This is a genomic window from Streptomyces sp. NPDC024687 (assembly GCF_055559055.1).
This window is the reverse complement of sequence record NZ_JBVHLJ010000004.1, coordinates 561,660-585,427: the sequence shown is the minus strand read 5'-3', so window position 1 is coordinate 585,427 and position 23,768 is coordinate 561,660. Positions and strand designations below refer to the sequence as shown.

The 23,768-nt window shown below is 70.1% G+C and carries 15 protein-coding genes and 2 pseudogenes; 5 read left to right on the top strand and 12 right to left on the bottom strand.

Features of this window, described 5'->3' with window-relative positions; genetic code table 11:
• Positions 1 to 164: 164 nt before the first annotated feature.
• Both ACZ39I_RS19285 and ACZ39I_RS19280 read left to right on the top strand, forming a co-directional pair.
• Positions 165 to 707: a hypothetical protein gene (locus ACZ39I_RS19285; RefSeq protein WP_467245548.1), complete on the top strand. Its 543-nt coding sequence runs from the start codon at positions 165 to 167 to the stop codon at positions 705 to 707.
• A 64-nt stretch (positions 708 to 771) separates the two neighbouring features.
• Complete coding sequence (locus tag ACZ39I_RS19280; protein ID WP_467245546.1) at positions 772 to 1,035, top strand: hypothetical protein; 264 nt, start codon at positions 772 to 774, stop codon at positions 1,033 to 1,035.
• Between the two features lie 447 nt (positions 1,036 to 1,482).
• Here the strand turns inward: ACZ39I_RS19280 and ACZ39I_RS19275 are convergent.
• The 6 genes and pseudogenes from ACZ39I_RS19275 to ACZ39I_RS19250 all read right to left on the bottom strand — a co-directional run.
• Positions 1,483 to 3,771, bottom strand: a pseudogene (locus ACZ39I_RS19275) (family 43 glycosylhydrolase); the annotation flags it as partial.
• A 292-nt stretch (positions 3,772 to 4,063) separates the two neighbouring features.
• Complete coding sequence (locus ACZ39I_RS19270) at positions 4,064 to 5,497, bottom strand: glycoside hydrolase family 43 protein (protein ID WP_467245545.1); 1,434 nt, start codon at positions 5,495 to 5,497, stop codon at positions 4,064 to 4,066.
• 1,018 nt (positions 5,498 to 6,515) lie between these two features.
• Positions 6,516 to 6,731, bottom strand: coding sequence for a hypothetical protein (locus tag ACZ39I_RS19265; protein WP_467245544.1), 216 nt, complete (start codon positions 6,729 to 6,731; stop codon positions 6,516 to 6,518).
• A 263-nt stretch (positions 6,732 to 6,994) separates the two neighbouring features.
• Positions 6,995 to 8,569, bottom strand: a complete 1,575-nt coding sequence (locus ACZ39I_RS19260; RefSeq protein ID WP_467245542.1) for a tannase/feruloyl esterase family alpha/beta hydrolase — start codon at positions 8,567 to 8,569, stop codon at positions 6,995 to 6,997.
• 434 nt (positions 8,570 to 9,003) lie between these two features.
• Complete coding sequence (locus ACZ39I_RS19255) at positions 9,004 to 9,288, bottom strand: hypothetical protein (protein WP_467245541.1); 285 nt, start codon at positions 9,286 to 9,288, stop codon at positions 9,004 to 9,006.
• 68 nt (positions 9,289 to 9,356) lie between these two features.
• The gene (locus ACZ39I_RS19250) at positions 9,357 to 10,784 is read right to left on the bottom strand and encodes a hypothetical protein (RefSeq protein WP_467245540.1); all 1,428 of its coding nucleotides are present in this window, start codon (positions 10,782 to 10,784) and stop codon (positions 9,357 to 9,359) included.
• A gap of 771 nt (positions 10,785 to 11,555) precedes the next feature.
• Here ACZ39I_RS19250 and ACZ39I_RS19245 point away from each other — a divergent pair.
• Complete coding sequence (locus tag ACZ39I_RS19245) at positions 11,556 to 13,181, top strand: subtype B tannase (protein WP_467245539.1); 1,626 nt, start codon at positions 11,556 to 11,558, stop codon at positions 13,179 to 13,181.
• A 72-nt stretch (positions 13,182 to 13,253) separates the two neighbouring features.
• Here the strand turns inward: ACZ39I_RS19245 and ACZ39I_RS19240 are convergent.
• Together ACZ39I_RS19240 and ACZ39I_RS19235 are read right to left on the bottom strand one after the other, a co-directional pair.
• Positions 13,254 to 14,331, bottom strand: a pseudogene (locus ACZ39I_RS19240) (GntT/GntP/DsdX family permease).
• 48 nt (positions 14,332 to 14,379) lie between these two features.
• The gene (locus tag ACZ39I_RS19235; RefSeq protein WP_467245538.1) at positions 14,380 to 15,078 is read right to left on the bottom strand and encodes a FadR/GntR family transcriptional regulator; all 699 of its coding nucleotides are present in this window, start codon (positions 15,076 to 15,078) and stop codon (positions 14,380 to 14,382) included.
• A gap of 955 nt (positions 15,079 to 16,033) precedes the next feature.
• Here ACZ39I_RS19235 and ACZ39I_RS19230 point away from each other — a divergent pair.
• Positions 16,034 to 17,431 carry an MFS transporter gene (locus tag ACZ39I_RS19230; protein ID WP_467245537.1) on the top strand — a complete coding sequence of 466 codons (1,398 nt, stop codon included), beginning with the start codon at positions 16,034 to 16,036 and terminating at the stop codon, positions 17,429 to 17,431.
• 48 nt (positions 17,432 to 17,479) lie between these two features.
• On the opposite strand, the gene ACZ39I_RS19225 is transcribed toward ACZ39I_RS19230, so the two are convergent.
• The 4 genes from ACZ39I_RS19225 to lnt form a co-directional block, all read right to left on the bottom strand.
• Positions 17,480 to 19,402: a helix-turn-helix domain-containing protein gene (locus ACZ39I_RS19225; RefSeq protein ID WP_467245536.1), complete on the bottom strand. Its 1,923-nt coding sequence runs from the start codon at positions 19,400 to 19,402 to the stop codon at positions 17,480 to 17,482.
• Positions 19,403 to 19,484: 82 nt separating this feature from the next.
• Positions 19,485 to 20,285: a 3-hydroxybutyrate dehydrogenase gene (locus tag ACZ39I_RS19220; protein ID WP_467245535.1), complete on the bottom strand. Its 801-nt coding sequence runs from the start codon at positions 20,283 to 20,285 to the stop codon at positions 19,485 to 19,487.
• Between the two features lie 54 nt (positions 20,286 to 20,339).
• A complete protein-coding gene (locus ACZ39I_RS19215; RefSeq protein WP_467245534.1) occupies positions 20,340 to 20,819 on the bottom strand; it encodes an NUDIX hydrolase in 480 nt (159 codons plus the stop codon).
• 67 nt (positions 20,820 to 20,886) lie between these two features.
• Positions 20,887 to 22,500 (bottom strand): apolipoprotein N-acyltransferase, encoded by a 1,614-nt coding sequence (gene lnt, locus ACZ39I_RS19210; RefSeq protein WP_467245533.1) that lies wholly within the window; start codon positions 22,498 to 22,500, stop codon positions 20,887 to 20,889.
• Positions 22,501 to 22,738: 238 nt separating this feature from the next.
• On the opposite strand from lnt, the gene ACZ39I_RS19205 reads away from it, so the two are divergent.
• Positions 22,739 to 23,758: an O-antigen ligase family protein gene (locus ACZ39I_RS19205; RefSeq protein ID WP_467245532.1), complete on the top strand. Its 1,020-nt coding sequence runs from the start codon at positions 22,739 to 22,741 to the stop codon at positions 23,756 to 23,758.
• Positions 23,759 to 23,768: the final 10 nt, after the last annotated feature.

Here is a 23,768-nt window from a genome sequence, read left to right as displayed (position 1 = left end):
GCCGGGAGAGAATCCCTGAGCGCCGGCGAGGCCAAAGAGTCACGGTGACCGTATGCGAGCCTGACGGAGACGGTGGGCCGCCCAGTCGCACTTTGGAGAACGGGCGTGGCCGCGGCAGGGCGATGACCTTGTCGGGGACACCGGCGGCGGAGGCCGCGGCGCCCGTGGAGTCACTCGACGTGGTCGCGCGCATGCTCAAGGAGCACCTCGGGGCTGCGGCGGTGTCGTTCCTCATCACCGACTTCACCGGCGGCTCGGTCGTACGGCTGGGGGCGGCGCGCAGCGTCGACACCGATGAACCCGCCCGGCGCATCCCGCTGCGAGGCACGCTGTACGACGATGTGATCCGCACCCGGCGGCCGAGCGTGGAGGACGAGGGTGAGGACGCGCTGGTGCGGATCGTCGCCCCGGTGACCAACCGCGGGGACGCCATCGGGCTCCTCGAACTGTTCCTACCCGCGGCGCCGGACGCGGAGGTGATGCGGGGGATCGGCGAGACCGCGCACGCCCTGGCGTACATCGTCATCGCCAACCGGTCCTACACCGACGTCCTGGTCAGCGTGCCTGTTTCTCCCAGCAGGCCGGCTACCGCGGCCCGGACCCGGGCTTCACTGGTCACGCTGGCGTCGACGGCATCAAGCCGTCGCCCGTCACTGCCACTACCTGAACGGGCGAGATCCAGGAGCCGTCGACTTCTGCCACGGTGAGGAACGGGACTGCTCGTACCGTCTGGGCTTCAACCTGGGCATCGAACTGACCCAACTCCTGGTCGTGGTCCTGCTGATGCCGTCCCTGCTGGTTCTGGCCCGCACGCGCTTCTACCCTGCCTTCCGCACCGCCGTGGCGGTCATCGGCCTGGTCTTGTCGGTGTCCTGGATGCTCGAACGCGCGGCCTTGACCTCCACCGACCCCTTCGAGAGCGTCCAGACCTGGCTGGTGGGACACCCGCTGTGGGTGGCGGTGACGGTCGTGGGACTGGCTGCCGCCGCCCATGGAGTCGGGGCACGAGCGCGTGAGACGGCGGCCGAGCAATGACTGACCGCCCGGGTGCAGCCCGCTACACCCCGGTTCGGACACGCGCTCCCTCGATTCCTTCACAAGGAGGATCATGCTCGGACGTCAGGGTTGCCGGATGACTCGCCGACTGGGATGCCGACGCCTTCCCCACTGCGCAGCACAGCGGGATGAGGACGGCGCAGCGGGCGGCTTCGGCGTTCTCCTCCTGGAGGCACTGCTCGTCTGCCGGCTGCCGGGCGCGCCCCGTTCGGCGTCGGCCGCCGGCTCGTCCTGGACGAAGGCGCCGGCGTCCGGTCGTACGCGCCGTCGGCGGCGGCAGCGAGCAGCCGCACGATGCGCGTTCACTCCGCGACTTCGGCCGGGCCTCGCTCATGCAGCAGGCTCCGGCCCGCCGGGGCGACGGCACGCAAGCCAGGTGACCCGACGGGCAAGGCCGTGCGGGTCACCTGTGAGCGAGGGAGGCGATCAGGCCCAGGAGCTGACCGCCGTGAAGGAACTGTCGGCGCGGAAGGTGGCGTTGTCCTGGTAGGCGTCGACGCGCAGTTCGTAGTTGTAGTGGCGGAGGTAGCGGCCGGGGTAGTTGTAGGACTCCAGGCTGACCGAGCCGGTGGCCGAACCCGGCCGGGCGCAGTAGGTGGCGTCCTTGTTGAAGAGCACTGTGCCGTTGCTCGCGTCGAAGCGGATCCGGAAGTCCTTGTGGCGCAGGTAGCGGCCGGAGGAGTCGCGGAACGAGTAGCAGTTGGAGTCGGCCAGGCCGGGGATGACGGTGAAGGTGGCGCTCTGCTTGACCGCGGCGGTGCTGGTGGAGGTCACCGGGTCGAGGTAGCCGAGGCTGTCGGTGCGGACGGTGGCGTAGCGGCCGGGGAAGTTGACGGACTGGAGTGAGCGGGTGGTGTTCACCGGCAGGGTGGTGCCGCCGGAGACCGGGGTGATGCTGCTCAGGGTGGGGACGACTTTCTTGATCAGGCCGTCGGAGTCGAACTCCATTTTGTCGATGGTGGTTTCGCGGTGGGTGCCGTCGCCGCCGGGGATGGCGAAGCGGTGGTAGGCGATGTACCAGTCGTCGGTGCCCGGTACCTGCACCACGGAGTGGTGGCCGGTGCCCTTGATGCCGAGGGAGAGGTCCTTCTCCAGGATCACGCCCCTCGTGGTCCAGGGACCGGTGGGCGAGGGACCGGTGGCGTAGGCGACCCGGTAGTTCTCGTCCCGGGTGTCGTTCTCCGACCACGTGAAGTAGTAGGTGCCCTTGCGCTTGACGACGAAGGAGCCCTCTCGGAAGCCGCTGGTGGTGATGTCGGTGACCTTCGAGGCGTCGAAGGAGACCATGTCGTCGCCCAGCGGGACGACGTACGCCCGGCCGTTGCCCCAGTAGAGATACGACTGGCCGTCGTCGTCGGTGAACACCGCCGGGTCGATCATCTGGCCGGTGAAGGCGCCGCGGGCGATCAGCGGCTTGCCGAGCGGGTCCGTGAACGGGCCGGTGGGCGAGTCGGATACCGCGACGCCGATGTTCGTGTCGGCGGAGTAGTAGAAGTAGTACTTCCCGTTCTTCGCGGTCATCGTCGGGGCCCAGGCCCGGGCGTCGGCCCAACTGACGTCGGGTCCGAGGTCGAGGATGACGCCGTGGTCCGTCCAGTGGACGAGGTCCTTGGACGAGTAGGCCTTGAACTGCGTACCGCTCCATCCCGCGAAGCCATCGGTGGTCGGGTAGAGGTAGTAGGTGTCGCCGAACCGGACGATGTTCGGGTCGGCGGTCAGCCCCGGCAGGACGGGGCTCCTCATGATGAGCGCCGACACGGTCCAGGTGCGCTTCTGGCCGTCGGAGCCGGTCACCTCGTACGTCACGGGCGCGGTGAAGTCGCGCGGCGTGCCGGAGGCCGGGCTGATCGAGGCGCCCTGGGCGAGGGTGAACTGCGGGGCGAGCGCGGTGAGGTCCGTGCCCTCCTTCACCGGCAGTGTGATCTTGCTGTTGGCGTCGTCGATGACGGCCGCGATCTTCAGCGAGGGGTGGGTGGCCGCGGCGATGCCCGTGGTGTTCCCGCTGACATCGAGGACCTCGCCGGGAGTCAGCGCGCGGTTGTAGACCCGGAAGTCGCGCATCTTGCCCTTGAAGAACTTGTCACCGCTGTAGAGCGACTTGCCGATGGAGTTGGCCGTGGTGATGCCGGACCCGATGGAGCCGGGGGTGAGGGTGAGCGACGTGTTGCGGGCCACCTCCACGCCGTCCTGGTAGAGGACGCCCGTCGTGCCGGTCTGGGTGTAGGTGACGTGCTTCCATACCGACCGCGGCAGCGCGGCGGAGGCCTGGGTGTTCTGCTCGGTGGAGAAGCCCCCGGAGGCGATGGCGGTCCGCAGCGAGTTGCCGGTGGCGAACAGATACCCGTTGCCGGCGCCGTTGCTGGTGTTGCCGAAGCCGTAGAGGAAGTACGGCGTGGCCTGGGCGGCGTCGATCTGCACGTCCATCGAGACGGTGATCGAGTTCATGCCGCTCATGATGTTGTCCGGGACCTTGATGTAGGTGTCGGAGCCGTTGAACGAGAGCCCTTCGCCGGCACCCGACCAGCCCGCAGTGCCGTTGACGGTGCCGTTCCGGCCGTTGCCCGAGGCGTCCACCGCCACGGTGCCCGAGGAGGCGTCGAGTTTGTACCAGAGAGCCAGGCCGTCGGTGATCTCCGCCGCCCGGGCGGGGGCCGCCGGGCCGACGACGGCCGCCAGGAGCGAGGCGGCGGCCACGGCGGCCAGAGCGCCCGGCAGGAATCTTCGGCGGCTCTGAGGTCTGACGCTGCGCATGGGTTCACTTCCCCTGAAGAAGACGGCTTGCGAACAAAGCCCGATATGACGAACGATTTCTTCCGGCTCGACGACTCGCCGCGCCTGCGGGACTCCTGACACGTTCGCCCGCCGGACGGTACGAGAGGTCTTCACCGTCGTTCGCTCTCGCTCACGAGGGCACTCGTGGTGGGGATGCCGGCGCCTTCCCCGTCGGCGGGTGGGCGGCGGGTGGGAGGTGGCCCCGTGAGGGCGCCGGCATTCCTGTTGGCGCGGGTCAGCTCGTCACGCGGAAGGTGGCGTCGCTTCGCCCCGTCGTGGTGGTGATGGGGTCGAGCTTGAGTTCGTACGCGTAGTGGCGGATGTAGCGGTCGGGGTAGTTGTAGGACTGGAACGACGACCATGTGGAGTCGGCGAGTCCGGCGACCTGGCGGAAGCTGGCGTCCGCGGCGAACCCGGCGGTGCCGTCGTTGTAGACGAGCTGGAAGTCGAACGCGGAGTGCCGCAGGAAGTACCCGGGGAAGTTCACCGACTCGAAGGAGACGGTGCCGGTGCCCGCCAGGCCGGTCCTCATCCGGAACTGGGAGTCCGGGCTGGTGCTGACGTTCTGGTCGATGCGCACGTCGAAGTTGGTGTGCCGCACGTACCGGTCCTGGAAGTTGAACGACTGGAGCCGGTTGGCCGTCGTGTTGGGCCAGCGTGCGAGGACGCGGCTCTCCTCGGCGGCCGTCAGGTTCATGATCCAGCCGTGGCGCTTCTTGGTGCCGCCCATGTTGTAGCTCGTCGACGCCTGCTTCTGGTAGGCGGCCGGGTTGGACGGGTCGCTCGTCAGAACCGGCATGTAACCGCCGCCGGTGGCGTACTGGTCGAGGTAGAGGGCCCACTGGTTACTGCCGTTGAACTTCATCCACATCGGGCCCTCGACCTGGGAGCCGCTGAGGCCGACGCCGGAGAGGTCGCCGAGGGTCGTCCACGTGCCCAGGATCGAGTTGCTGCCTTCGAGCGTGATCTGGCCGTCGCCGGAGGCCCGTACGTAGCGGTAGTTGCCGACACCGGACGGCACCTCGATGATCTGGGTGTCGATGATGCCCTGGGTGCCGGGGCGGTCGATGTAGACCTGCGGGGTGGTGATGGTGCGGAAGTCCGTCGTGTGGGCGGAGTAGATGCGGTGCTTCGTCACGCCGTTCAGCGGCGCGTTCGTCGCCCAGTACAGGACGTAGTCATTGCTCGCCGGGTCCCAGATCGCCTCGGGCGCCCACGCGTCACCGGCGCCGGGGATCGCGTCGGCGACGTTCAGGAGGCGCGGCTGCGACCAGGTGACCAGGTCGGTGGACTCCCACACCACCAGGTTGCGGCTGCCGCTGGTCTGGGCGTCACCCCATCCCTGCCCGCAACCGATGCACAGGTCGGTCGCGACGATCCAGTACTTGCTGCCGTCAGGCGATCTCACGAATGCGGGGTCGCGCACCCCCTTCGTCCCGACCGTGGAGCGCAGGACCATGCCGCCGCCGTTGAGGTCGTTCCAGTGCAGACCGTCCGTGCTGTGCGAGAGGTACATCTGCTGATTGGTCGACCCCTCACCGGTGAAGTGCACCATGAGGTAGCCCGGGTCGGCGGCAGCGGCCTGCTGGGCTGTGGTCAGCGTCTGGGAGGTGAGGAGCAGGCCGACGGCGGCCAATACCGCCGCCAGCCGTGCGAGAAGAGCGCGCATGTACGTTCTCCGGTCTTTCTGCGGGTGCCCTGATCGGGCGAAGGTGGGGCAGAGGGGAAAGCTCACGGTCGCTGTGCCTGCGGGACAGGACCTGCTGACGCGTGACGCGGAACGTCGCGTGGGGCCCGGTAACGGCCGAGGAACCGGGGTCATCGCCCGGGCGGGGCGGCGACCGCGGACAGCGCAGCGGCGGGCTGGGGGACGACTGAAGCGAACAGGGCCGGCACAGGAGCCGCGAGAGTGAACCAGTAACGGGTGCGGTACAAGGACGTCCCCTTTGACGGCCAGCGGGTTCGACATTTCGAACGCCGTGCGTAACTTCGACAGGAAGATAAGTTTCGGCCAAGACCACGTCAATGGAAGTGGCCAAATCTGCTGACAAATATCCTGTGGGCGCACCTGGGGCCACGGCGCTCAGGCCCGGAAAGGGCCCTGTTCGCCCTTCACCCGAGCCCGCGAGCCCAGGAAGTGTGCGGGCTGCCGTCGGGCCCCCGCATGGGCGGGACCTTCGACGTTGCCGTCGCCGGTTGCCGACCGTCGATGGCGAGTCCCGTGGAGCGGTTGACGACGGGTGGGCGCCTCTCAAGCAGCCGCAAGACGGCGACCGGGTGGTAGCGGTCGGGCGTGAGCTGCGCGATCGCCATCGTTCCCGCTCCGTGCTACTGATACGACCCCGGGGCGGCGGGCCGTAGGCGTGCGGCCCTTCGAAGCGCTGGTTGTTGATCGAGGCCCCAACCCGGAGATACGGCACATACTGGCCAGTTTGTGCCACCGCCGACCCCCTACCGCCCCCCTCCGGAGTCTGCCGTCCTCAGGACGTCACGTTCGGCGCCCGGGCCGGGTCCGCCGACGGGTCGGTCCGCCTGGAGTCGTGCGACTCAGGTGCCCGGACCGAGGGCCTTCCATCACTGCGCTTGACCTCGTCGGCGCCCCGGATCCGATCCGTCGGCCGGTCGCCGCCAGCACAGCATCGGCGGGGGTCCCGTGACGGTTTGGTGGGCGTTCAGGTGGGTCTGGGTCACCGTGTTGCCCTGCCGGTCGACGAGAGGGCCTTGGGGCTGACCTTTCTGTGCTTGGCCGGGTGGGTGAGCCTGAGGTGCCGCTTGCCGTTCGCACCGGTGTGCCCGCTGGCGTTCTTCCAGGGGTGGCCGCCGTCGTGACCGGACGGCGCACTTGGCGGCTGCCGGGCCCTGACCTCGATCGGGACGGTGAGGCGGGTGCCCGCCTTCGCCATGCAGCTGAGGCTGAGCCGGGGTGTGAGGCGGCCACGGACGACGGCAGCCGGGCGAGCGTGATACCGGGAACCCTCGGTCCGCGCCACCGGCCGGACAGCGTGGCCGAGGGTCCGGCCGACGCATGGACGACGCCCGCATCTGTCGGACACCCGCACTGGACGACGTCCCGATCCGCGCTTCGAGCCCAGCCCGCTCACGCCACGACGACGGCACCCCGCGCAGGCGCCAAGGGCGTGCGCGGGGCTGGGCCGGCGGGTGGCGGTCAGCTTACGCCTTGCCCTTGCTGACCACCCACTTGCCGTGGACCCAGTTGCCGACCGTCTCGTAGCCGGAGCGGAACGAGCCGAGCCAGTTCAGGGTCAGGTTCGCCTCCGCCGTGGACAGTACGGGGGGTGTAGCTGCTCGCCTCGTCCGCCGGTTCGCCCGTGGTGTTCGTGGCGACGTACGGGAAGGGGTACGTGGGTCGGGTCGCGGTGGTCTTGCCGGTGCTGTCGACCGATGTGGTGAGGAGGCTGTCGGGGGCCTGGTTGTCGGTGACCCAGTCGACGATCGCCGTCAGCGCGTCCAGCTTGTCCGGTCCCTGTCCACCGCCGCAGTGCGCGACACCCGGAAGCAGGAACAGCCGGGCGAAGCTGCTGGTGGCCGCCGCGCCGCCCATGACCTTCTGCACCGCCTTGTAGTACGCCATCGTGCCCACAGCCGGGATGTGCTGGTCGCCCAGACCGTGCCAGAGGATCAGCTTGCCGCCGGCCTTCTTGAACGCGGTCAGGTCAGGGTCGGTGGCGTCATACATGCCTTCGTTCGACTGCATGATCTTCTTGAAGTAGGCCGACGTGAACTTGACGTCCCTGTAAGTCAGTTCGGGGTGCGGCTCGTCGAAGACCTGGTAGCGGATGGTCTCCCGGACGAAGCTCATGTCGCCGGTGGTACCGGTCGCCGTCGTGGGCACGATGATCCCGGCCCAGTTCAGTTCCGAACCGCGCAACTGGTAGCCCGGGTAGAGGAGTTCGCCGTGCTCGTCGGTCGGACCGCTGTAGATGCGGCGCAAGGTGGTGACCTGGTCGGCGGTGAGGCAGAAGTCGGAGGCGGTGGAGGCCTGTCCTGCCTCGCACTTGATGCTCGCCGGGTCCCAGTCGCAGGCCAGGGGGTCGGCGACAATCCCGTCGGCGGGGGCGTCGCAGCCCTTGAGGACGACCGCGTGGAGTGGGGCGAGGTCGGCCGTGGTGATGGTCGCCGGGCCGCCGTTCAGAAAGACGGACTGGGCAGTCCAGGCGTGCGAGAAGGTGTTCAGCGCCGTGAAGTTGTTGGCGGGAGCCCCGGCAACAATGCCGTCGAAGTCGGTCGGGTAGCGCTGGGCCTCGGTCAGGGCCTGGTGGCCGCCCTGCGAGCAGCCGTCGAAGTAGGAGTGGGTGGGGGGCCGGCCGTAGTACTGCTTGACGAGGACCTTGGCGACCTGGGCGAGCAGGTGGTCGGACTTGTAGCCGAAGTCGGCGCGCAGGGTGGGGTCGGTGGAGAACAGGCCGCCGCCCTGGTAGTGGCCCTCGTCGCTGGAGCCGACCGCGAAGGCGCCGTCGGTCAGCGGGACGCAGCCGTACGACGCGGCGGCGTTGCCCGTGTTGACGTTGCCGCACAGGCCGCCGCAGCCGAGCTGCAGATAGTCGGCCTGCCAGCCGGTCTGCGGCAGGCGCAGCTGGAAGTGGATCTGCGGGGCGATCACGCCCTGCACATTGCAGTACGCCCAGTTCCCGAGCGTGTTGTCGGCTCCGGCCACCTCCGCGGCCGAGGTGATCTCGAACGGCACACCGGGCACGGCGGCCGCGAGGTCCAGGGACGCCACCTGGGAGCAGGGAACGGCCGGCGCTGTACCGGACGTGGTGCTACTCGCCGCGCGGGCATCGACCGCTTCGACGGCCTGCGCAGCACCCGGGGAACCGGGGGCGAGCGCTGCGCTCCCACCGGTCACGAGGGCGAGCACGGTGGCCACAACGGCGGGAAGGGTGGCGGTTCTCCTGCGACACCAACGGGTGAATACGGGCATGCCTGGTCTCCGTTCCAACTCGGTGCGTGTGGGGGGCAATTGCGGCGCCTGTGCCGGGGTGCACTGCGCGGTCCGTCAGTACTCCGTGGCCTGGGAAAGCAGGTAGGCCTTGGGGAAGGCGAGCTGCGCCTCGCTGTCGGCGTGGGATCGGCGCGAAGCCGTCGCCGAGTTCCATCGACAGCGGCTTGCCGGTGCGCAGGGCGGCCCGTCGGAAGGGCGCGGCCGTTGGGGTTTCAGGTGGCGGCGAAACGGGCGGCGTACGAGGACGTGGTGTCGGCGATCTCGTGGTCCTGGTCCGTCCAGGGCCGGTCGGTGCCGTACAGGCTCCCGAAGAGGTAGTACTTCTCCGCCTCGCAGTAGGCACCCGCGCCGTCCGCCGACTCGATCGGGTTGGTGGTGTCCGTGCCCCGGGGCGCGTGCGTACCCCGGTAGTTGTAGGCCGGGCTGCGGTAGTACCTGGAGTGCGTCGCCGACCAGCGCCTGACGCGCCTCGGCTTCGCGCCGGCCCTCGGCAGCACCGGCTGAGTCCGGCACGTGGGTCGACCGCACCTGCGGACCGGCCCGCTTTCTCACGGAATTGACCGGCTCACTTCTTCTTCTGCTCGAAGAGCCAGTCCCGGATTCCTTCGATGGTGTAGGCGGCCCGCCAGGTGCAGACGTGGTTGTCGACGGAGTTCTCCGTCAGGCCGGGCCAGACCACCGTGCCCTTCTTCAGCGCCACGAAGTTGACCGGGGTGTTCCTGGCCCGCATCCGGGCGGCGTACGGAGCGAACTCACCCGGTGTCAGCTGGCCGTCCCAGACCGCGCGGCTGATCCTCGCGCCCGCCTTCTCGATGGTGTCCATGATGCCGGTCATGCCGGGATAGGCCTGCTCGTCACCCTCGGACACCACGGCCCAGATCTTCTGCTTGGCCAGCGGCTTGACCTGGGAGAGGTCGTCCCACTGGCCGGCCACGAGGAAGGAAGCGGCGAAGAGGTCGGGATAGGTGAAGTCGAGTGCGATCGACGTGATCGTTCCGCCGGACTGGCCGGTGGTGTACAGCCGCTTCTTGTCGATGCTGTACTTGCCGGCCAGCGAGTCGATGAGCCCCTTGATGGTCTTCAGGGCCGGTGCGTTGCCGTCGCTGCCCTCGTCGTCCTCGCCGGTGAACTGCGGTGCGAGGACGAAGCAATCGTGCTTGGCCTGCTCCGACGGAGTGGCCCAGATGACGGCCCCGAGCCCCTGGGCCAGCGTGATGAGCGGATTCGTGCTGGCCGTGCCCCCGTCGTGCATGAACAGCACCATGGGATACGACCTGGACTTGTTGTAGTCCTTGGGCACGAACAGGTTGTACTGCAGGGACCTGCCGGTGTCGGCGTCCGTGTACTTCAGCTGCTGGAAGTCGTCGACGATCAGGTTGTCGACCTTGCTCGTCGTCATCGCCGTGCTGTTCGCGGCGTACGCGTCGCCGCCGGTGGTGGTCACCGTGCCGACCTGGGTCACCTCGGCCGACGCCGTCTTCAGCGTGGGACTCTTCATGCCTCCACCTCCGCCCGGGCCACCGGTCGGAGAGCCCGACGGCGAGACGGTCGCGGACGACGACGGCGAAGCCGAGGCGGAGGCGGTGGGCTGCTGCGAGGAGGACGACGAACCGGAGAAGCCGTCCTCGTACAGGCGGGCCGCCTCGTCCAGGGGCGAGAGCTCGATGATGACGTAGCGACCGTTGGTCCCGTGTCCCGCCTTCGCCGCGGCGGTGTTGGCGTAGACGTTGGTCACGGTCCTGTCGGTGACCTTGAACGTGGCCGGCGACAGCTTCGACGCGTCGATTTCCGTGTCGTACTCGAGGGTCACGGCGGTGAGCTTCTGCCCGTCCCCGAACACCTCGGTGATGGCTGTGCCCTCGACGATGTGCCCGGAGCTTGCGGCCAGTTGTGTCCCGGTGACGCTGGTGCTCGCCGAGCCGGAGGAAACCCCGGCCACGGCGGGAACGGCGCTTGCGGCGACGATTCCGGCAAGGAGACTTCGGCGTTTCACTGATCTTTCTCCCTTTCATATGCCGACCCGCACTCCTGCGCAGTGATGGAGACCCTAGGGTCGCTCCAAAGAATCGTCAACAATATCGTCAACTAACTAGGGGACTCACAGAGACAGAGAGGCTCCGCCACCCACAGAAACGCGGGCGAACCGGTCGAGTCCGCCCCAGGCCGGGCGGGCATCCCTGATGGCCGACTTGGGCTCGCAACGCCGACAGCGGGATCACCCCGGGCAACGCCTCCCTGCTCGGCGGCGGAGATGGTGCCGAAAGAGCGCCCTCCCCTTCAACCACCCATCCGCTCACCAAGCGCCCGGTCGACCACTTCAAGGTGTTCTACGGCCCCGGCTGCACCCGATCTGCCATCGTCGACATGGAGGAACTCGCCCCCCGAAGACGCGAGCGCACCGCGATCCACGGAGCCACAGCCGCCGACTGCTCGACTCTCGGCTCTCCTGACGAGTTGCTCGGCCGGTGAGCGACGAGGACGGTCGACGGTCCCCCTCCGTACGATCACCCGGCGGCCCACTCCCGGATGAGCCGCACCGTGCGCTCGGGCTGCTCCCGCGCACTCGGAAGTTCTCCTGTGCACCGGGCGGGACGTCGCTGTGAGCCGCCCATGAGGTCATATGGGCCCCCATGAAACGAGCAGGATTGTTGGCATCATCGTCAACAATTCTTTACGTTCGCAGTAGCGGATCGCTCGGTCCGCGACCATCCGTGAGCACCGGCGGGACACTTCCGGAGAGGACATCAAGTTGAAGCACAAGGCAATGAAGCGTAGGTCGGTCGTTCTGGGGATCGGTGCGACCGCCGGTGTCGCGGCGGTCGGCGGCATCGCCGTCAGCGCGCAGGCGTCGAGCGAGACCGCCTCCGACTCGTCGTCCTCCTCGTCCTCCTCGGACGGCCTGGTCTTCGATCCGGACGGCTACACCGAGATCACGACAACTCTCAAGGACACCGGCGGCACCGCGCACGACGTGACCTACCACTTCTGGAAGGCCATCACGTACGTCTCCAAGCCGGTCGACGAGAAGTATCAGAGTCTGATCGTCAGCGTGCCCGTCGAGATCGACGGCAAGGCCGTGGACGCCTCGAACGCGCCCATCGTCCTGTCCAACGTCATCGCCGGTTACGTCGAGTCCTCCGTGGCGGCGGCCACCGGCATCGGTGGGGCGGCGATGGGCGGAACGCCCCCCACGGGTGGCGGCGGCCCGTCCGCGTCTCCGACGGCATCCGCCTCCGCGACGGCCTCCCCGGCCCCGCCCAGCGGCGGCGGGGCGGCCGCCATGCCGCAGATGGCGCTCCTGGCCGGCTACGTCGTCGTCGAGCCCGGCGCCCGAGGCCGCACGACGACGAACTCCGCCGGCGAGTACTACGGCACGGCACCGGCGGCGATCATCGACCTCAAGGCGGCCGTGCGGTATCTGCGCGCCAACAAGGGCCGCATCCCCGGCGACACCGACCGGATCGTCTCCGCCGGCGTGAGCGCGGGCGGCGCCCTGTCCTCCCTGCTCGGCGCCTCCGGCGACAGCCCGCTCTACGACAAGCTCCTCGAGGAGATCGGCGCCGCCGACGCCTCCGACGCGATCTTCGCCACCGGTGCCTGGTGCCCGATCACCGACCTGGAGCACGCCGACGGCGCCTACGAGTGGAACTGGGGCACCAACGTCACCCAGTCCACCGGCAAGGTCGTCGACCAGACGGTGTCCAAGGATCTTCAGTCGCAGTTCGCCGAGTACCAGGCGAAGTTGAAGCTGCGCGGCCTGAAGGGCTCGGGCTTCGCCACGCTCACGGCCCGCAACTACGACGACTACCTGCTCAAGCAGTACCTGGAGCCCTCGGCCACCACCTACCTCACCGCCCTGTCGGACTCCGACCGCGAGACCTACCTGGCGAAGAACACCTTCATCACCTGGGCGAACGGCAAGGCGACCTTCACCTGGGCCGACTTCCTCACCCACGTCGGCGCCCGCAAGAAGACCACCCCGGCATTCGACGCCTTCGACCTGTCGGCGGGCGAGAACAACGAGTTCGGCGCGGGTACCACAAAGGCCCGCCATTTCACGGCGTACGGCGCCAAGAACGACACCACGGGCCTGACCACCAAGCGTGTCGCGAGCGACATCCCCGCCAAGCTCGACCTGATGAACCCGATGTACCACCTCGTGGAGAAGGCCAACCCGAAGCGGACCAAACATTGGTGGATCCGCCTCGGCACCAACGACACCGACACCTCGCACGTCATCTCCGCGAACCTGGCGGCGGCCGCGGCGACCCTCGGCGACGACGTCAACCACCTCTACTACTGGGACCAGGGCCACGGCGCCAACATCGACCTGCCCGACTTCGTGGCCTGGATCGCCAAGGTCACCGGCTACAGGAGCGCAAAGAAGTAGCACCGACACCAACAGCCGCCCGCCCGGGCCGGTCGGGGCTCGGGCGGGCGGATCCGCGCGTGGCGCCAGGTCTCAGACCAGAGGCCACAGCGCGGCGGTGAGAACGAAGCCGGCGCAGCCCATGACGGTCGTCAGGACCGTCCAGGTGCGCAGGCCCGCCGCCACGTCGAGACCGGCGAGCTTGGTGAACATCCAGAACCCGGCGTCGTTGATGTGGGACAGGGCCAGGGCGCCCGCGCCCATCGCCAGGGCGACCAGCGACAGCTGACCCGTCGACAGATCGGCGCGCTGGAGCAGCGGGGTGAGGATGCCGGCGGTCGTGATGAGGGCGACGGTCGCCGACCCCTGGGCCGCGCGCAGGGCGAGCGCGGTCAGGAAGCCGAGCACCAGCACGGGCAGCCCGGTGCGGTCCAGGACGTCGGCGATCGCGTCACCGATGCCGCTGGCGACCAGGACCTTGCCGAAGACACCGCCTGCTCCGGCGACGAGGATGACCATCGCGACGGGCGGCAGCGCGGCCCATGACCTCGGCGATGTGCGCGCGGTTCCAGCCACGGCGGGCGCCCAGGAACCAGCCGCACAGGGCGACGTCGATGAGCAGGGCCACCATCGGGGCACCGAGGACGGTCAGGACGGCGCGCAGGGTGGAACCCTCCGCGAGCGCGTTCTGGCCGACGGTGCCAAGGAGGATCAGCAGGATCGGGGTGACGATCAGCGCCAGGACCATGCCGAAGGACGGCGGGCGGACGTCGGTCTCCGAGGGTGCGGGCTTGGTGAGTACGGCGGTGGCGTGGCCGCCCTCGTAACCGGTGTCCTCGGCGGCCGCGGCCTCGTGAAGGGCGCGGACGACCTCGCGGTTGCGGGCGGCGGCGTCCTCGGGCGACAGGCTGCGGGTGTTGGTGAGGACGAAGAAGGCGGCGCTGTCCTGGCGCAGCGCCCAGCGCAGGTCGTCCGCCGTCCAGGAGGTCAGGACCGGGACGTCGGCGACCGTCTGGGTGCCGGTCGGGTCGTCGTCGAGGACGACGAGACGGGGGCCACCGGATAGGCGGGCGGCCACCTCGGCGGCACTCACCTCGCGGACGGGCGGGAGTCCTTCCAGCACCGCGGCCTCGCTGACGGGTCCCGTCTGGGCATGGAGGGGTAGGGACATGGCGAGTTCCTGGTCTCTAACGGAGAGTTTGGGGAGGGTCGGGGGGCGTCAGTCGAGGTCGCGCTTGATCACATGGGTGCGCAGGTCGTCGGCGGTCTGGTTCATGTGGCCGTCCATGGCGACCCGGGCGGCCTCGGGGCTGCCGGACTCCAGCGCGGCGAGCACCGCCTCGTGGTGCGCGATGGCGTTCGTACGGATCTCCGGGACGGCCGATGTCTCCCGGCGCCCCTCGACGAGCAGAGGTCCGAACGGCTCGAAGAGCAGCGGGACGAACAGATTGCCCGTCGACCGCATCACCGTGTCGTGGAAGTCGATGTCGGCCTGCACGAACTGCTCGGTGTCGCCCGCGTCGGCGGCCTCCCGCATGACCGCCAGGTGCTGGCGCAGCACATCCAGGTCTTCGTCGGTGCGGCGGGAGGCGGCCAGCTCGCACGCACCGTTCCCGATGAGCCGCCGTGCCTCGATCAGCCGCTCCGACAGGGCGCCGCTCGAGGTCCGCGAGGCCGCCCGCACCACCGGCTCCAGCGCGGTCCACCGATCCGGCGGGTTGACGTAGGTGCCCCGGCCGCGCACCACTCGGACGACGTTTTGCGCACGCAGCTGCTTGACCGCCTCGCGCACGGTCAGGCGGCTGACCCCGCCCTGCTGCGAGAGCTCTCCCTCGGGCGGGAGGGCGGAGTCCGGCGGGTACTGGCCGTCGATGATCGCGGTGAGCAACTGCTCGGCCAGGTCATCGGAGAGCGACATGACAGGAACCTCTTCGTTCGGCGATCACATCTGACGTCAGACATCTGATGTCTATGCGTCGGAAACGATGACCCGGAGGCAGGACTCGTCAAGACCTCCGTCGGAAACGATCGAGGGATCATGGAGGCCGCTGCCACCCAGCCGCCGAGGCCCCCGCATCGCGCCTCGTCGACACGACGCCGAGCGCACCCGTCCACTCCCCTCTACCGGCCAGGGCCGCCTCGCGGTCAGCGCATCCGCGGTCAAGGTTGTCCAGCTAATCAACGCACAAGTTCTGCCGCCATTGCGGCCCTGAGGAATAAGGCAATGGTGGTGGCGCAGACTGGGCACCGGCGGCTGCCCGGGCAATCCCGTACGTCGCGCGCCAAGCTGCATTCTGACCTGGACTTACGCACTCGCCCTGGACCAACTGGACGCCCGTGGATGGTTCCTACGACATGTGCCATGAAATACCACCCACGCGGGCGACACCCGTAACGCGTCACCCTTCCTGCTGTCCATAGTCACCTCCACTCATACGCAGGCCATGACAGCCAAAATCCAGCTATACACGGACCAACCGATCCGTAAGGCCACCAAATACACCATCACCGCAGCTCAGGGGCTCACAAGCGCTGTACTCCAGCCGACGAAGAATCTGCTGGAAGGAACGCGCACCGCGCCCAGGCGCAGCGCCTTGGCCGTGCTCACGGCGGCAGAGCGGCAAGGCCGGGCTGGGCCTCTCAACCCGGTCAGTACCACACAACGACTGTGAGTCGATCGCCCAGATGCCCGAGTTCAACAGAGCGTAGTCAGCGCCACACCGGCCCCGAACCGCGTGTCCGTGAGTCGGCATGGTGGCCACACGTAGCCGACCCTCGATCTATGGTGCCCCGCCACATGTGCGCCTGACCTGCGAATTCCTACGGTATGGCAACACGAAAACGTCCCCGCCAACCGCTTGGAAGTGGTACCGATGTCCTCCCCTTCGACCGCTCCCCCAGCCCCGAACACCCCTTCCAGTCTCAAGCGCATCGTCGCGGCCAGCCTCATCGGCACCACCATCGAGTGGTACGACTTCTTCCTCTACGGCTCCGCGGCCGCCCTCGTCTTCAACAAGCTGTTCTTTCCCGACTCCGACCCGCTCGTCGGCACGCTGCTCTCCTTCCTGACGTACGCCGTCGGATTCGCCGCCCGGCCGCTCGGCGCCCTGGTGTTCGGGCACTACGGTGACCGGCTCGGACGCAAGAAGCTGCTGGTCCTGAGTCTGCTGCTGATGGGCGGGGCGACCTTCGCGATCGGGCTGCTGCCGACCCACGCGACCGTCGGCGCGGCCGCTCCCGTGCTGCTGACCGTGCTGCGCCTGGTCCAGGGCTTCGCGCTCGGCGGAGAGTGGGGCGGCGCCGTCCTGCTCGTGTCCGAGCACGGGGACGCCCGGCGGCGCGGCTTCTGGGCCTCGTGGCCGCAGACCGGCGCGCCGGCCGGGCAACTCCTCGCCACGGGAGTGCTGTCCCTGCTGACCGCCGTTCTGTCGGACGCCGCGTTCGGCAGCTGGGGCTGGCGCATTCCCTTCCTGCTCTCCGGCGTCCTGGTGGTCGTCGGTCTGTGGATCCGGCTGTCCGTCGATGAATCCCCCGTGTTCAAGCGGGCGTTGGCACAGGCGGAGGCCCGCAAGGCGGCGCGGGACGGCGCGGTCGAGAAGCTGCCGGTCGTCTCCGTGCTGCGCCACCACTGGCGCGATGTGCTGGTCGCGATGGGTGCGCGCATGGCGGAGAACATCAGCTACTACGTCATCACCGCGTTCATCCTCGTCTACGCCACCACGTCGGCCGGTGTCTCCAAGCAGACCGCCCTCAACTCGGTGCTCATCGCCTCGGCCGTGCACTTCGCGGTGATCCCCGCCTGGGGTGCCCTCTCGGACCGCGTCGGCCGGCGCCCGGTGTACCTGTTCGGCGCGGTCGGCGTCGGGCTGTGGATGTTCCCGTTCTTCCGGCTCGTCGACACCGGCGGCTTCGGCAACCTGATCCTCGCGGTGACCGTCGGCCTCGTCCTGCACGGCGCCATGTACGCGCCCCAGGCGGCCTTCTTCTCAGAGATGTTCGCCACCCGGATGCGGTACTCCGGTGCCTCCATCGGCGCCCAGTTCGCCTCCGTAGCGGCAGGCGCCCCGGCCCCGCTCATCGCCACCGCGCTGCTCTCCGACTACGGCAGCTCCACCCCCATCGCCCTCTACGTCATCGCCGCGGCCGTTCTGACGGTCATAGCGGTGGGTGTCGCCAAGGAGACCCGCCACCGGGACCTGGCCGACGTCGAGCCGGACGCCGAACCGGAGCCGGCGGCCACCTCCCACGCGGCGGACGCCCGGACCGTCTGAACCCCGCCCCGGGCCCGGTCGGCCCCCGTACGCCCGGGCGTGCGGGGGTCAGGGGCGTGTCGGCGCCGACAACAGGTGCAGCCGCAGCGCGAGTTGGATCTCCAACGCGCGCGCGGGACTCTGCCAGTCCTCGCCGAGCAGACGTCCCACGCGCTCCAGGCGCTGGGCGACGGTGTTCACATGGACGTGCAGCTCGTCCTTGGTGCGGGCCGGGCTCATCCCGCACGCGAAGTAGGCATCCAGGGTGCGCAGCAGATCGGTGCCCCGCCGGTCGTCGTAGGCGACCACCTGGCCGATGGTGCGGTCCACGAAGCCGGCGATGTCCCGGTCACCGGCCAGGAGCAGACCGAGGAACCCGAAGTCCTCGGCGGCGGCGCCGTCTCCCGCGCGGCCCAGAAGCCGCAGCGCGTCGAGGCAGCGCCGGCCCTCCTCGTAGGCGGCGGCCACGGCGTCCAGGTGGACGGAGAGGCCGCGGACCGGGGCCGAGGCACCGACGGTCACCGCCTCGTGGACGGCTGTTCCGAGGTGCCCGGCGGTGCGGCGGGCGAGTTCGGTGGCCGTGTCCCCGGTGGTGAGGGGCAGCAGCAGGACGGTGCCGCCGTCGCGGGCGGCGGCCAGGCCGTGCCGGGTGGCGGCGAGGTGGGAGGCCGCGGACCACAGGCGCCTGCGGGCGGCCGCCTCCTCGTCGGCGTCGGCCGCGGGGCCGTCGAGACGGGCGGCCAGCACGACGTGGGTGGCGTCCAGGTCGGCGTCCAGCCGGGCGGCCCGTTCGCGCAGCAGACGGGGGTCGCGGTCGCGGGCGTCGAGCAGGTCGTCCAGGAGCTCGCCACGGACCCGCTGTTCGGCCTCGGCGGCGGTACGCCTGGCCAGCAGGAGCAGCGAGGTGACCATCGCGGCGCGCTCCAGGGTGCGCTGGTCCACGGGGTCGAGCCCGGGGTGGCCGCGCAGTACCAGCGCGCCGAGCAGTTCCCCGCCGGCGGCGACGGCGGCGATCCAGTCGTCGCCCTGCTGTACGGCGTGGCCTTCGGCCCGGGACGCCTCCAGTGCCGCCTGGGCGGGTGCGATCTCGGCGAACTCGACCGTGCCGCCGAGGATTTCGGAGACGGCCGCCGCCACATCGTGCACCCCGCCACCGCGCAGCACCAGTTCGGCGAGCCGGTCGTGGACGTCGGAGGCGCGCTCGATGACACCGCTGTGATCCCGGATGATCTCGTTGGCCCGCTCCAGTTCGGTCAGGGCCGAGCGGGTCTCGGTGAGCAGGTTCGCGGTGTCGATGGCGGCGGCGGCCAGCGCGGCGAAGGAGCCGAGGAGCGCGATCTGCTCCCGCTCGAAGACCCGGGCACGCCGGTCCGCCGCGAACAGCACGCCGATGACGTGGTGCCCCAGGGTCAGCGGCACGCCGAGGATGGCGACCAGGCCCTCGTCCCGTACGCCCGCGTCGATGGTGAGGGTGTGCTGGAAGCGGTCGTCCTTGAAGTAGTCGTCGGTGACGTACGGGCGGGCGGTCTGGGCGACCAGTCCGCCGAGCCCCTCGCCCATCCCGAGCCGCAGTTGCTGGAAGCGGGCGGCGACCGAGCCCTCGGTGACCCGCATGTAGGTGTCGCCGCGCACCGGGTCGTTCAGGCTGAGGTAGGCCACGTCAGTGCCGAGCAGGGACCGGGCGCGCTGCACGATGGCCCGCAGCACCGCGTCCAGGTCCCGGAGCCCGGCCAGGTCGTGGGCGGTCTCGAACAGGGCGGACAGCTCGGCCTCCCGCCGCCTTCGGCCCTCCAGCTCGGAGCGCACGCGCAGAGCGACCGCCTTGGCCGCTTCGAGCGCGGCGATCCGCTCGGCCGGCCTTCCCTCGGCGCGGGCGATCAGCACCGGCTGCTCGTAGGCGTCGGCGGACGCGCCCCTGGCCAGCAGTTCGAGGAAGGGTGCCTCGGCACTGCCGGCGGGGCGCTCGACGGACTGCGCGTGATCGCTGGACATGCCCACAGGATTGCTCATCGCACGCTCACTCCGTCAGGCCTGTGGAAAACCCCGGGCCGGGTGCTGTGCGGTCGGATGCCGGTCAGTGCGCGGTCCAGCCGCCGTCGAGGACGAGCGACGTGCCGGTGACGAAGGACGCCTGCGGACCGCACAGGTAGGCCACGGCCTCGGCGACCTCCTCCGGCTCGATGAGCCGCTTGAGCGCACTGTCCTGGAGCAGCACCTCGGACACCACCCGCTCCTCGGGGATGCCGTGCGCCCGGGCCTGGTCGGTGATCTGCCGCTCGACCAGTGGGGTGCGCACATAGGCGGGGTTCACACAGTTCGAGGTCACTCCGTGGGGGGCGCCTTCGAGGGCGGCCGTCTTGGACAGGCCCTCCAGACCGTGTTTGGCCGCCACGTAGGCCGCCTTGTAGGGCGAGGCGCGCAGACCGTGCACGGAGGACACGTTGACGATCCGCCCCCAGCCCTGCCCGTACATGTGCGGCAGGGCGCCGCGGATGAGTCGGAACGGTGCCTCCAGCATCACGGTGAGCACCGTGTGGAACACCTCGGGCGGGAACTCCTCGATGGGGCGCACCAGTTGGAGGCCGGCGTTGTTGACGAGGACGTCGGTGCCCGCGGCGGCGTGCTCGGCGGCGTCCAGGTCTGTGAGGTCGAGGACTTGTGCTTCGACGGTGCCCGCCAGCCCCGCGGACTGCTCGGTGAGCGCGTCCAGGCCGGCTGCGTCCCGGTCGACGGCTCTCACCTTGGCCCCGGCCGCCGCGAGCCGCAGCGCACAGGCGCGGCCGATGCCGCCGGCTGCGCCGGTGACGAGGGCGGTGCGGCCGCCGAGGTCGAGCGTGGGGGCGTGGGGGCCCGGGAGGGCGCTGCTGGCGGTCATGGTCCGACTCTAGGCAGCGCCCGCCGCGCACCACATGTGGTCACACCCCATACTTCACTCGGAACTCGTAGCGTCGAACCATGTGGGTGCGTCGGTCAGTGCCTGCTTGATCCGCTGCAGCCCGAACTCGTTCAGTTCCGGCAGGGCGTCCACCGCGAACCACCCCACCTCCAGCGACTCGTCGTCGTTGACCCGCGCCTCGCCGCCCACGGCCCGGCAACGGAACGAGATGTCCATGTACTGGCAGATGTCGCCGTTGTCGTAGGTCACGGGCTTGAGCGCCTGGACCACGATCACCCGCTCGACGACGCAGTGCACGCCCGTCTCCTCCTCGACCTCCCGCACGGCACAGGCCGCGGGCTGCTCCCCCGGTTCCGGGATGCCGCCGATCAACGACCACTTGCGGGTGTCCGAGCGGCGGTTGAGCAGCACTCTGCCCTCGTCGTCGAGGACGACGGCGCTGACGCCGGGGAGCCAGAGGAGGTCGTGACCGATGGACGTGCGAAGGGTGCGGATGAAGTCAGGGGTAGCCATGCGCCGACCCTAACCGCGCTCGCCGACACCCAGGTGATCTTCCGGACGGCGCAGGACCGGCGTACGGTCACACGCTCTCGGCGCGACGCCCGCGCAGCCCCGAGCCGATCGCCCAGCCGAGCCCGCCCGCGGCGACCAGGACCAGGGCCATCTCGGGCAGGATGCCGAGCCGGGTCGCCGGGGTCTGCGAGGACCTCAGCGGCACCTTCTGCACCAGCGAGGCGGCCACGAACATGCCGGTCTTCTGGGTGATCCGGCCGTCCGGCATGATGATCGCGCTGACGCCGCTGGTCACCGGCACGGTGACGGTCCGGCTGTGCTCCACGGCACGCACCCGGGACATGGCGAGCTGCTGGTAGGTCATCTCGCTGCGGTCGAAGGTCGCGTTGTTGCTCGGCACCGAGATCAGCTGCGCGCCGTCGGTCACCTCGGAGCGCACGGCCCAGTCGAACGCGGCCTCGTAGCAGGTGACCAGGCCGACCTTGGCGTTGGCCATCCGGAAGACGCCCGGCTCGGTGCCCCGGCTGAAGTCCTGGCGGACCATGGAGGTCCAGTTCTTGTTGATCGCGCCGACGAGGGAACGCAGCGGGAGGTACTCGCCGAACGGCTGGATCTGCCGCTTGTCGTAGGTGTCGGTGGGGCCCTCGACCGGGTCCCACAGGATCTGCTCGTTGTAGAGCTTGCCGTCCCGCTCGACGACGCCGCCGACGGAGATCGGGGCGTCGATGGCCTTGGCCGCCTGCTCGATGACGACGGCCGCCTCCGCGTCGGTGAAGGGGTCGACGTCGGAGGAGTTCTCCGGCCACAGCACGATGTCGGGCTTCGCGATCTTGCCGGCCTTCACCTCGGCGGCCAGCCGCTCGGTCTCGCGCGCGTGGTACTCGAGCACGGCCCGCCGCTGGGCGTTGAACTCCAGCCCGGCGCGCGGCACGTTGCCCTGGATGGCCGCGACGGTCACGGTGCCGTCCTCGGCCTTGTCGCTCACCAGCGTCCGGGCCGCGAGCGCCCCGAGCACCGGTACGGCCACGCTCAGCAGGGCCACGGCCGCGGCGGGACGCCGTACGGCGCCGATGCCCCGCCGCTCCACCACCAGGCGGACGATCTCGTAGAGGCCGAAGCCGCACAGGACGACGGCGAAGCCCAGCACGGGCGTGCCACCCAGCGCGGCGAGCGGCAGGAAGACGCCGTCGGCCTGGCCGAACGCGATCTTTCCCCAGGGGAAGCCGTGGAACGGCGCACGCGCGCGTGCCGCTTCTCCGGCGATCCACACGGCAGCCGCCCACACCGGCGCACCGGGCAGCTTCGAGACGGCGGCGATGCCCACGCCGACCAGCGCGACGAAGATCGCCTCGATCGCCACCAGCGCGAGCCAGGGCCCGGGACCCACCTCGACGCCGGTCCACACCAGCAGCGGCAGCAGGAAGCCCAGGCCGAAGAGATAGCCGAGACCGAAGGCCGCCTTCCAGCCACGGCCGCGCAGCACCCAGCCGAAGACGGCGAAGGCGGGCAGGGCCAGCCACCACAGGGGGCGGGGCGGGAAACTGACGTAGAGCAGCACTCCGGAGAGTGCCGCGGCGGCGGCCGGGACGAGACGGCGGAGCCGGAGGGCCCAGCGGGAGACGGTCGCGGACTGCGGTTCCAGCCTGTCCGACTCGTCCACGGAAGTTGCGGTGACGGTCACTCCGGGAGTGTACGGCGGTTGACCTCGGCGTCCACAGCGCGGTCCGCCGGCCGGCCGTGGCGCCGCCCGCACGCCTGGGCCGCGTAGTTCCCGCACAACTCGTCCACAAATCACCCCTCAGCCGTTACGGTGTGCCGGAGTCCCTGTCGTACGGGCCGGCAGCGTCCGGGCGGCGGGGGCCACAGGTCGGGGGACCGGGGTTTCGGGGGGCGGGGTGGGTTCCACGGGGATCACGTCTGTGGCCGGTTCCGAGGAGGACGGCGACAGACGAAACGTTTCCGATGTGGTGGGCGTACTGGTGCTCGGCGCCTGTGCCGCCTGGTCGCTGATCACCGCGGCCGCGCACGACGGGCGTCCGGAGGGCGTGCTGCTCGCCCTGCTGGCCGTCGCCGCGGGGTATGCGGCCGGCCGGATCTCGGGGGCGCTGCTGCCGGTCGCCGCCCCGTGCGCCGCCGCGGTGACCGGACTGGGCCTGACGGTGGGACTCCCCCGTCTCACGCCCGGACCGGACATCGTCGGTCCACTGGGGCACGCGGGCGCCACGGCCGCCCTGCTGACGCTCGCCACCGGTGCCGCGTGCTGCGCCGCCTGGACCACCGGCTCTTCTGCCCTGCGGCTCCTGCTGCGGCTGCTGGCCGCCGGCATCGCGATGGTCTCGGCCGCCCTGGGTTCGGCGTCCGGCCTGGCCACCTGCATCGCGGTGCTGTTGTGCTCGCTCGCCGCGGGCCGGATGCGCCACCGCGGTCCGGGCATCGTCGGCCTCGCCCTGGCCGCGACCGCGGTGACCGGCCTGACCTGGGCGGTGGCCGGCAACGCGGTACCGGAAGGGCTCGCCGATGCCCTGCGCGGCCGGCTCACCCCGCACCGGATCGGCCTGTGGCACGACGCCCTCCACCTGGCCCGGGAGAACACCGCCCTCGGGGTGGGGCCAGGCCGCTTCGGGGAGCTGAGCACCACGGCGGCCCAGTCCCTGCTGCCCGACGGGAAACCGCACTCGGCTCCGCTTCAGATCGCCGCCGAGCAGGGGGTGACCGGGGTACTGCTGCTGGCGGCGGCCTTCTGCTGGCTGCTGTACGCGCTGTGGCGCTCTCCCCGTCCCACGCCGGTCGTTCTCACGGCGGGCGCGGCCCTGACGGCGCTGGCGGCGATCGCCGCGGTCGGCAACGCGCTGAGCTTCACGATGGTGTCGGTGGGCGTCGGATTTCTGGCGGGCCTGACGACGGCCCACCCGCTCATCGACGAACCGGCCGGGAAGTGACCGATCGGCC

What these genes read in the sequence shown, in the direction of transcription:
- ACZ39I_RS19270 (WP_467245545.1), bottom strand. Translation starts at nt 5,497, where the DNA reads ATGCGCGCTCTTCTCGCACGGCTGGCGGCGGTATTGGCCGCCGTCGGC.
- ACZ39I_RS19265 (WP_467245544.1), bottom strand. Translation starts at nt 6,731, where the DNA reads ATGGCGAAGGCGGGCACCCGCCTCACCGTCCCGATCGAGGTCAGGGCC.
- ACZ39I_RS19245 (WP_467245539.1), top strand. Translation starts at nt 11,556, where the DNA reads ATGAAGCGTAGGTCGGTCGTTCTGGGGATCGGTGCGACCGCCGGTGTC.
- ACZ39I_RS19235 (WP_467245538.1), bottom strand. Translation starts at nt 15,078, where the DNA reads ATGTCGCTCTCCGATGACCTGGCCGAGCAGTTGCTCACCGCGATCATC.
- ACZ39I_RS19230 (WP_467245537.1), top strand. Translation starts at nt 16,034, where the DNA reads ATGTCCTCCCCTTCGACCGCTCCCCCAGCCCCGAACACCCCTTCCAGT.
- ACZ39I_RS19225 (WP_467245536.1), bottom strand. Translation starts at nt 19,402, where the DNA reads ATGTCCAGCGATCACGCGCAGTCCGTCGAGCGCCCCGCCGGCAGTGCC.
- ACZ39I_RS19220 (WP_467245535.1), bottom strand. Translation starts at nt 20,285, where the DNA reads ATGACCGCCAGCAGCGCCCTCCCGGGCCCCCACGCCCCCACGCTCGAC.
- ACZ39I_RS19215 (WP_467245534.1), bottom strand. Translation starts at nt 20,819, where the DNA reads ATGGCTACCCCTGACTTCATCCGCACCCTTCGCACGTCCATCGGTCAC.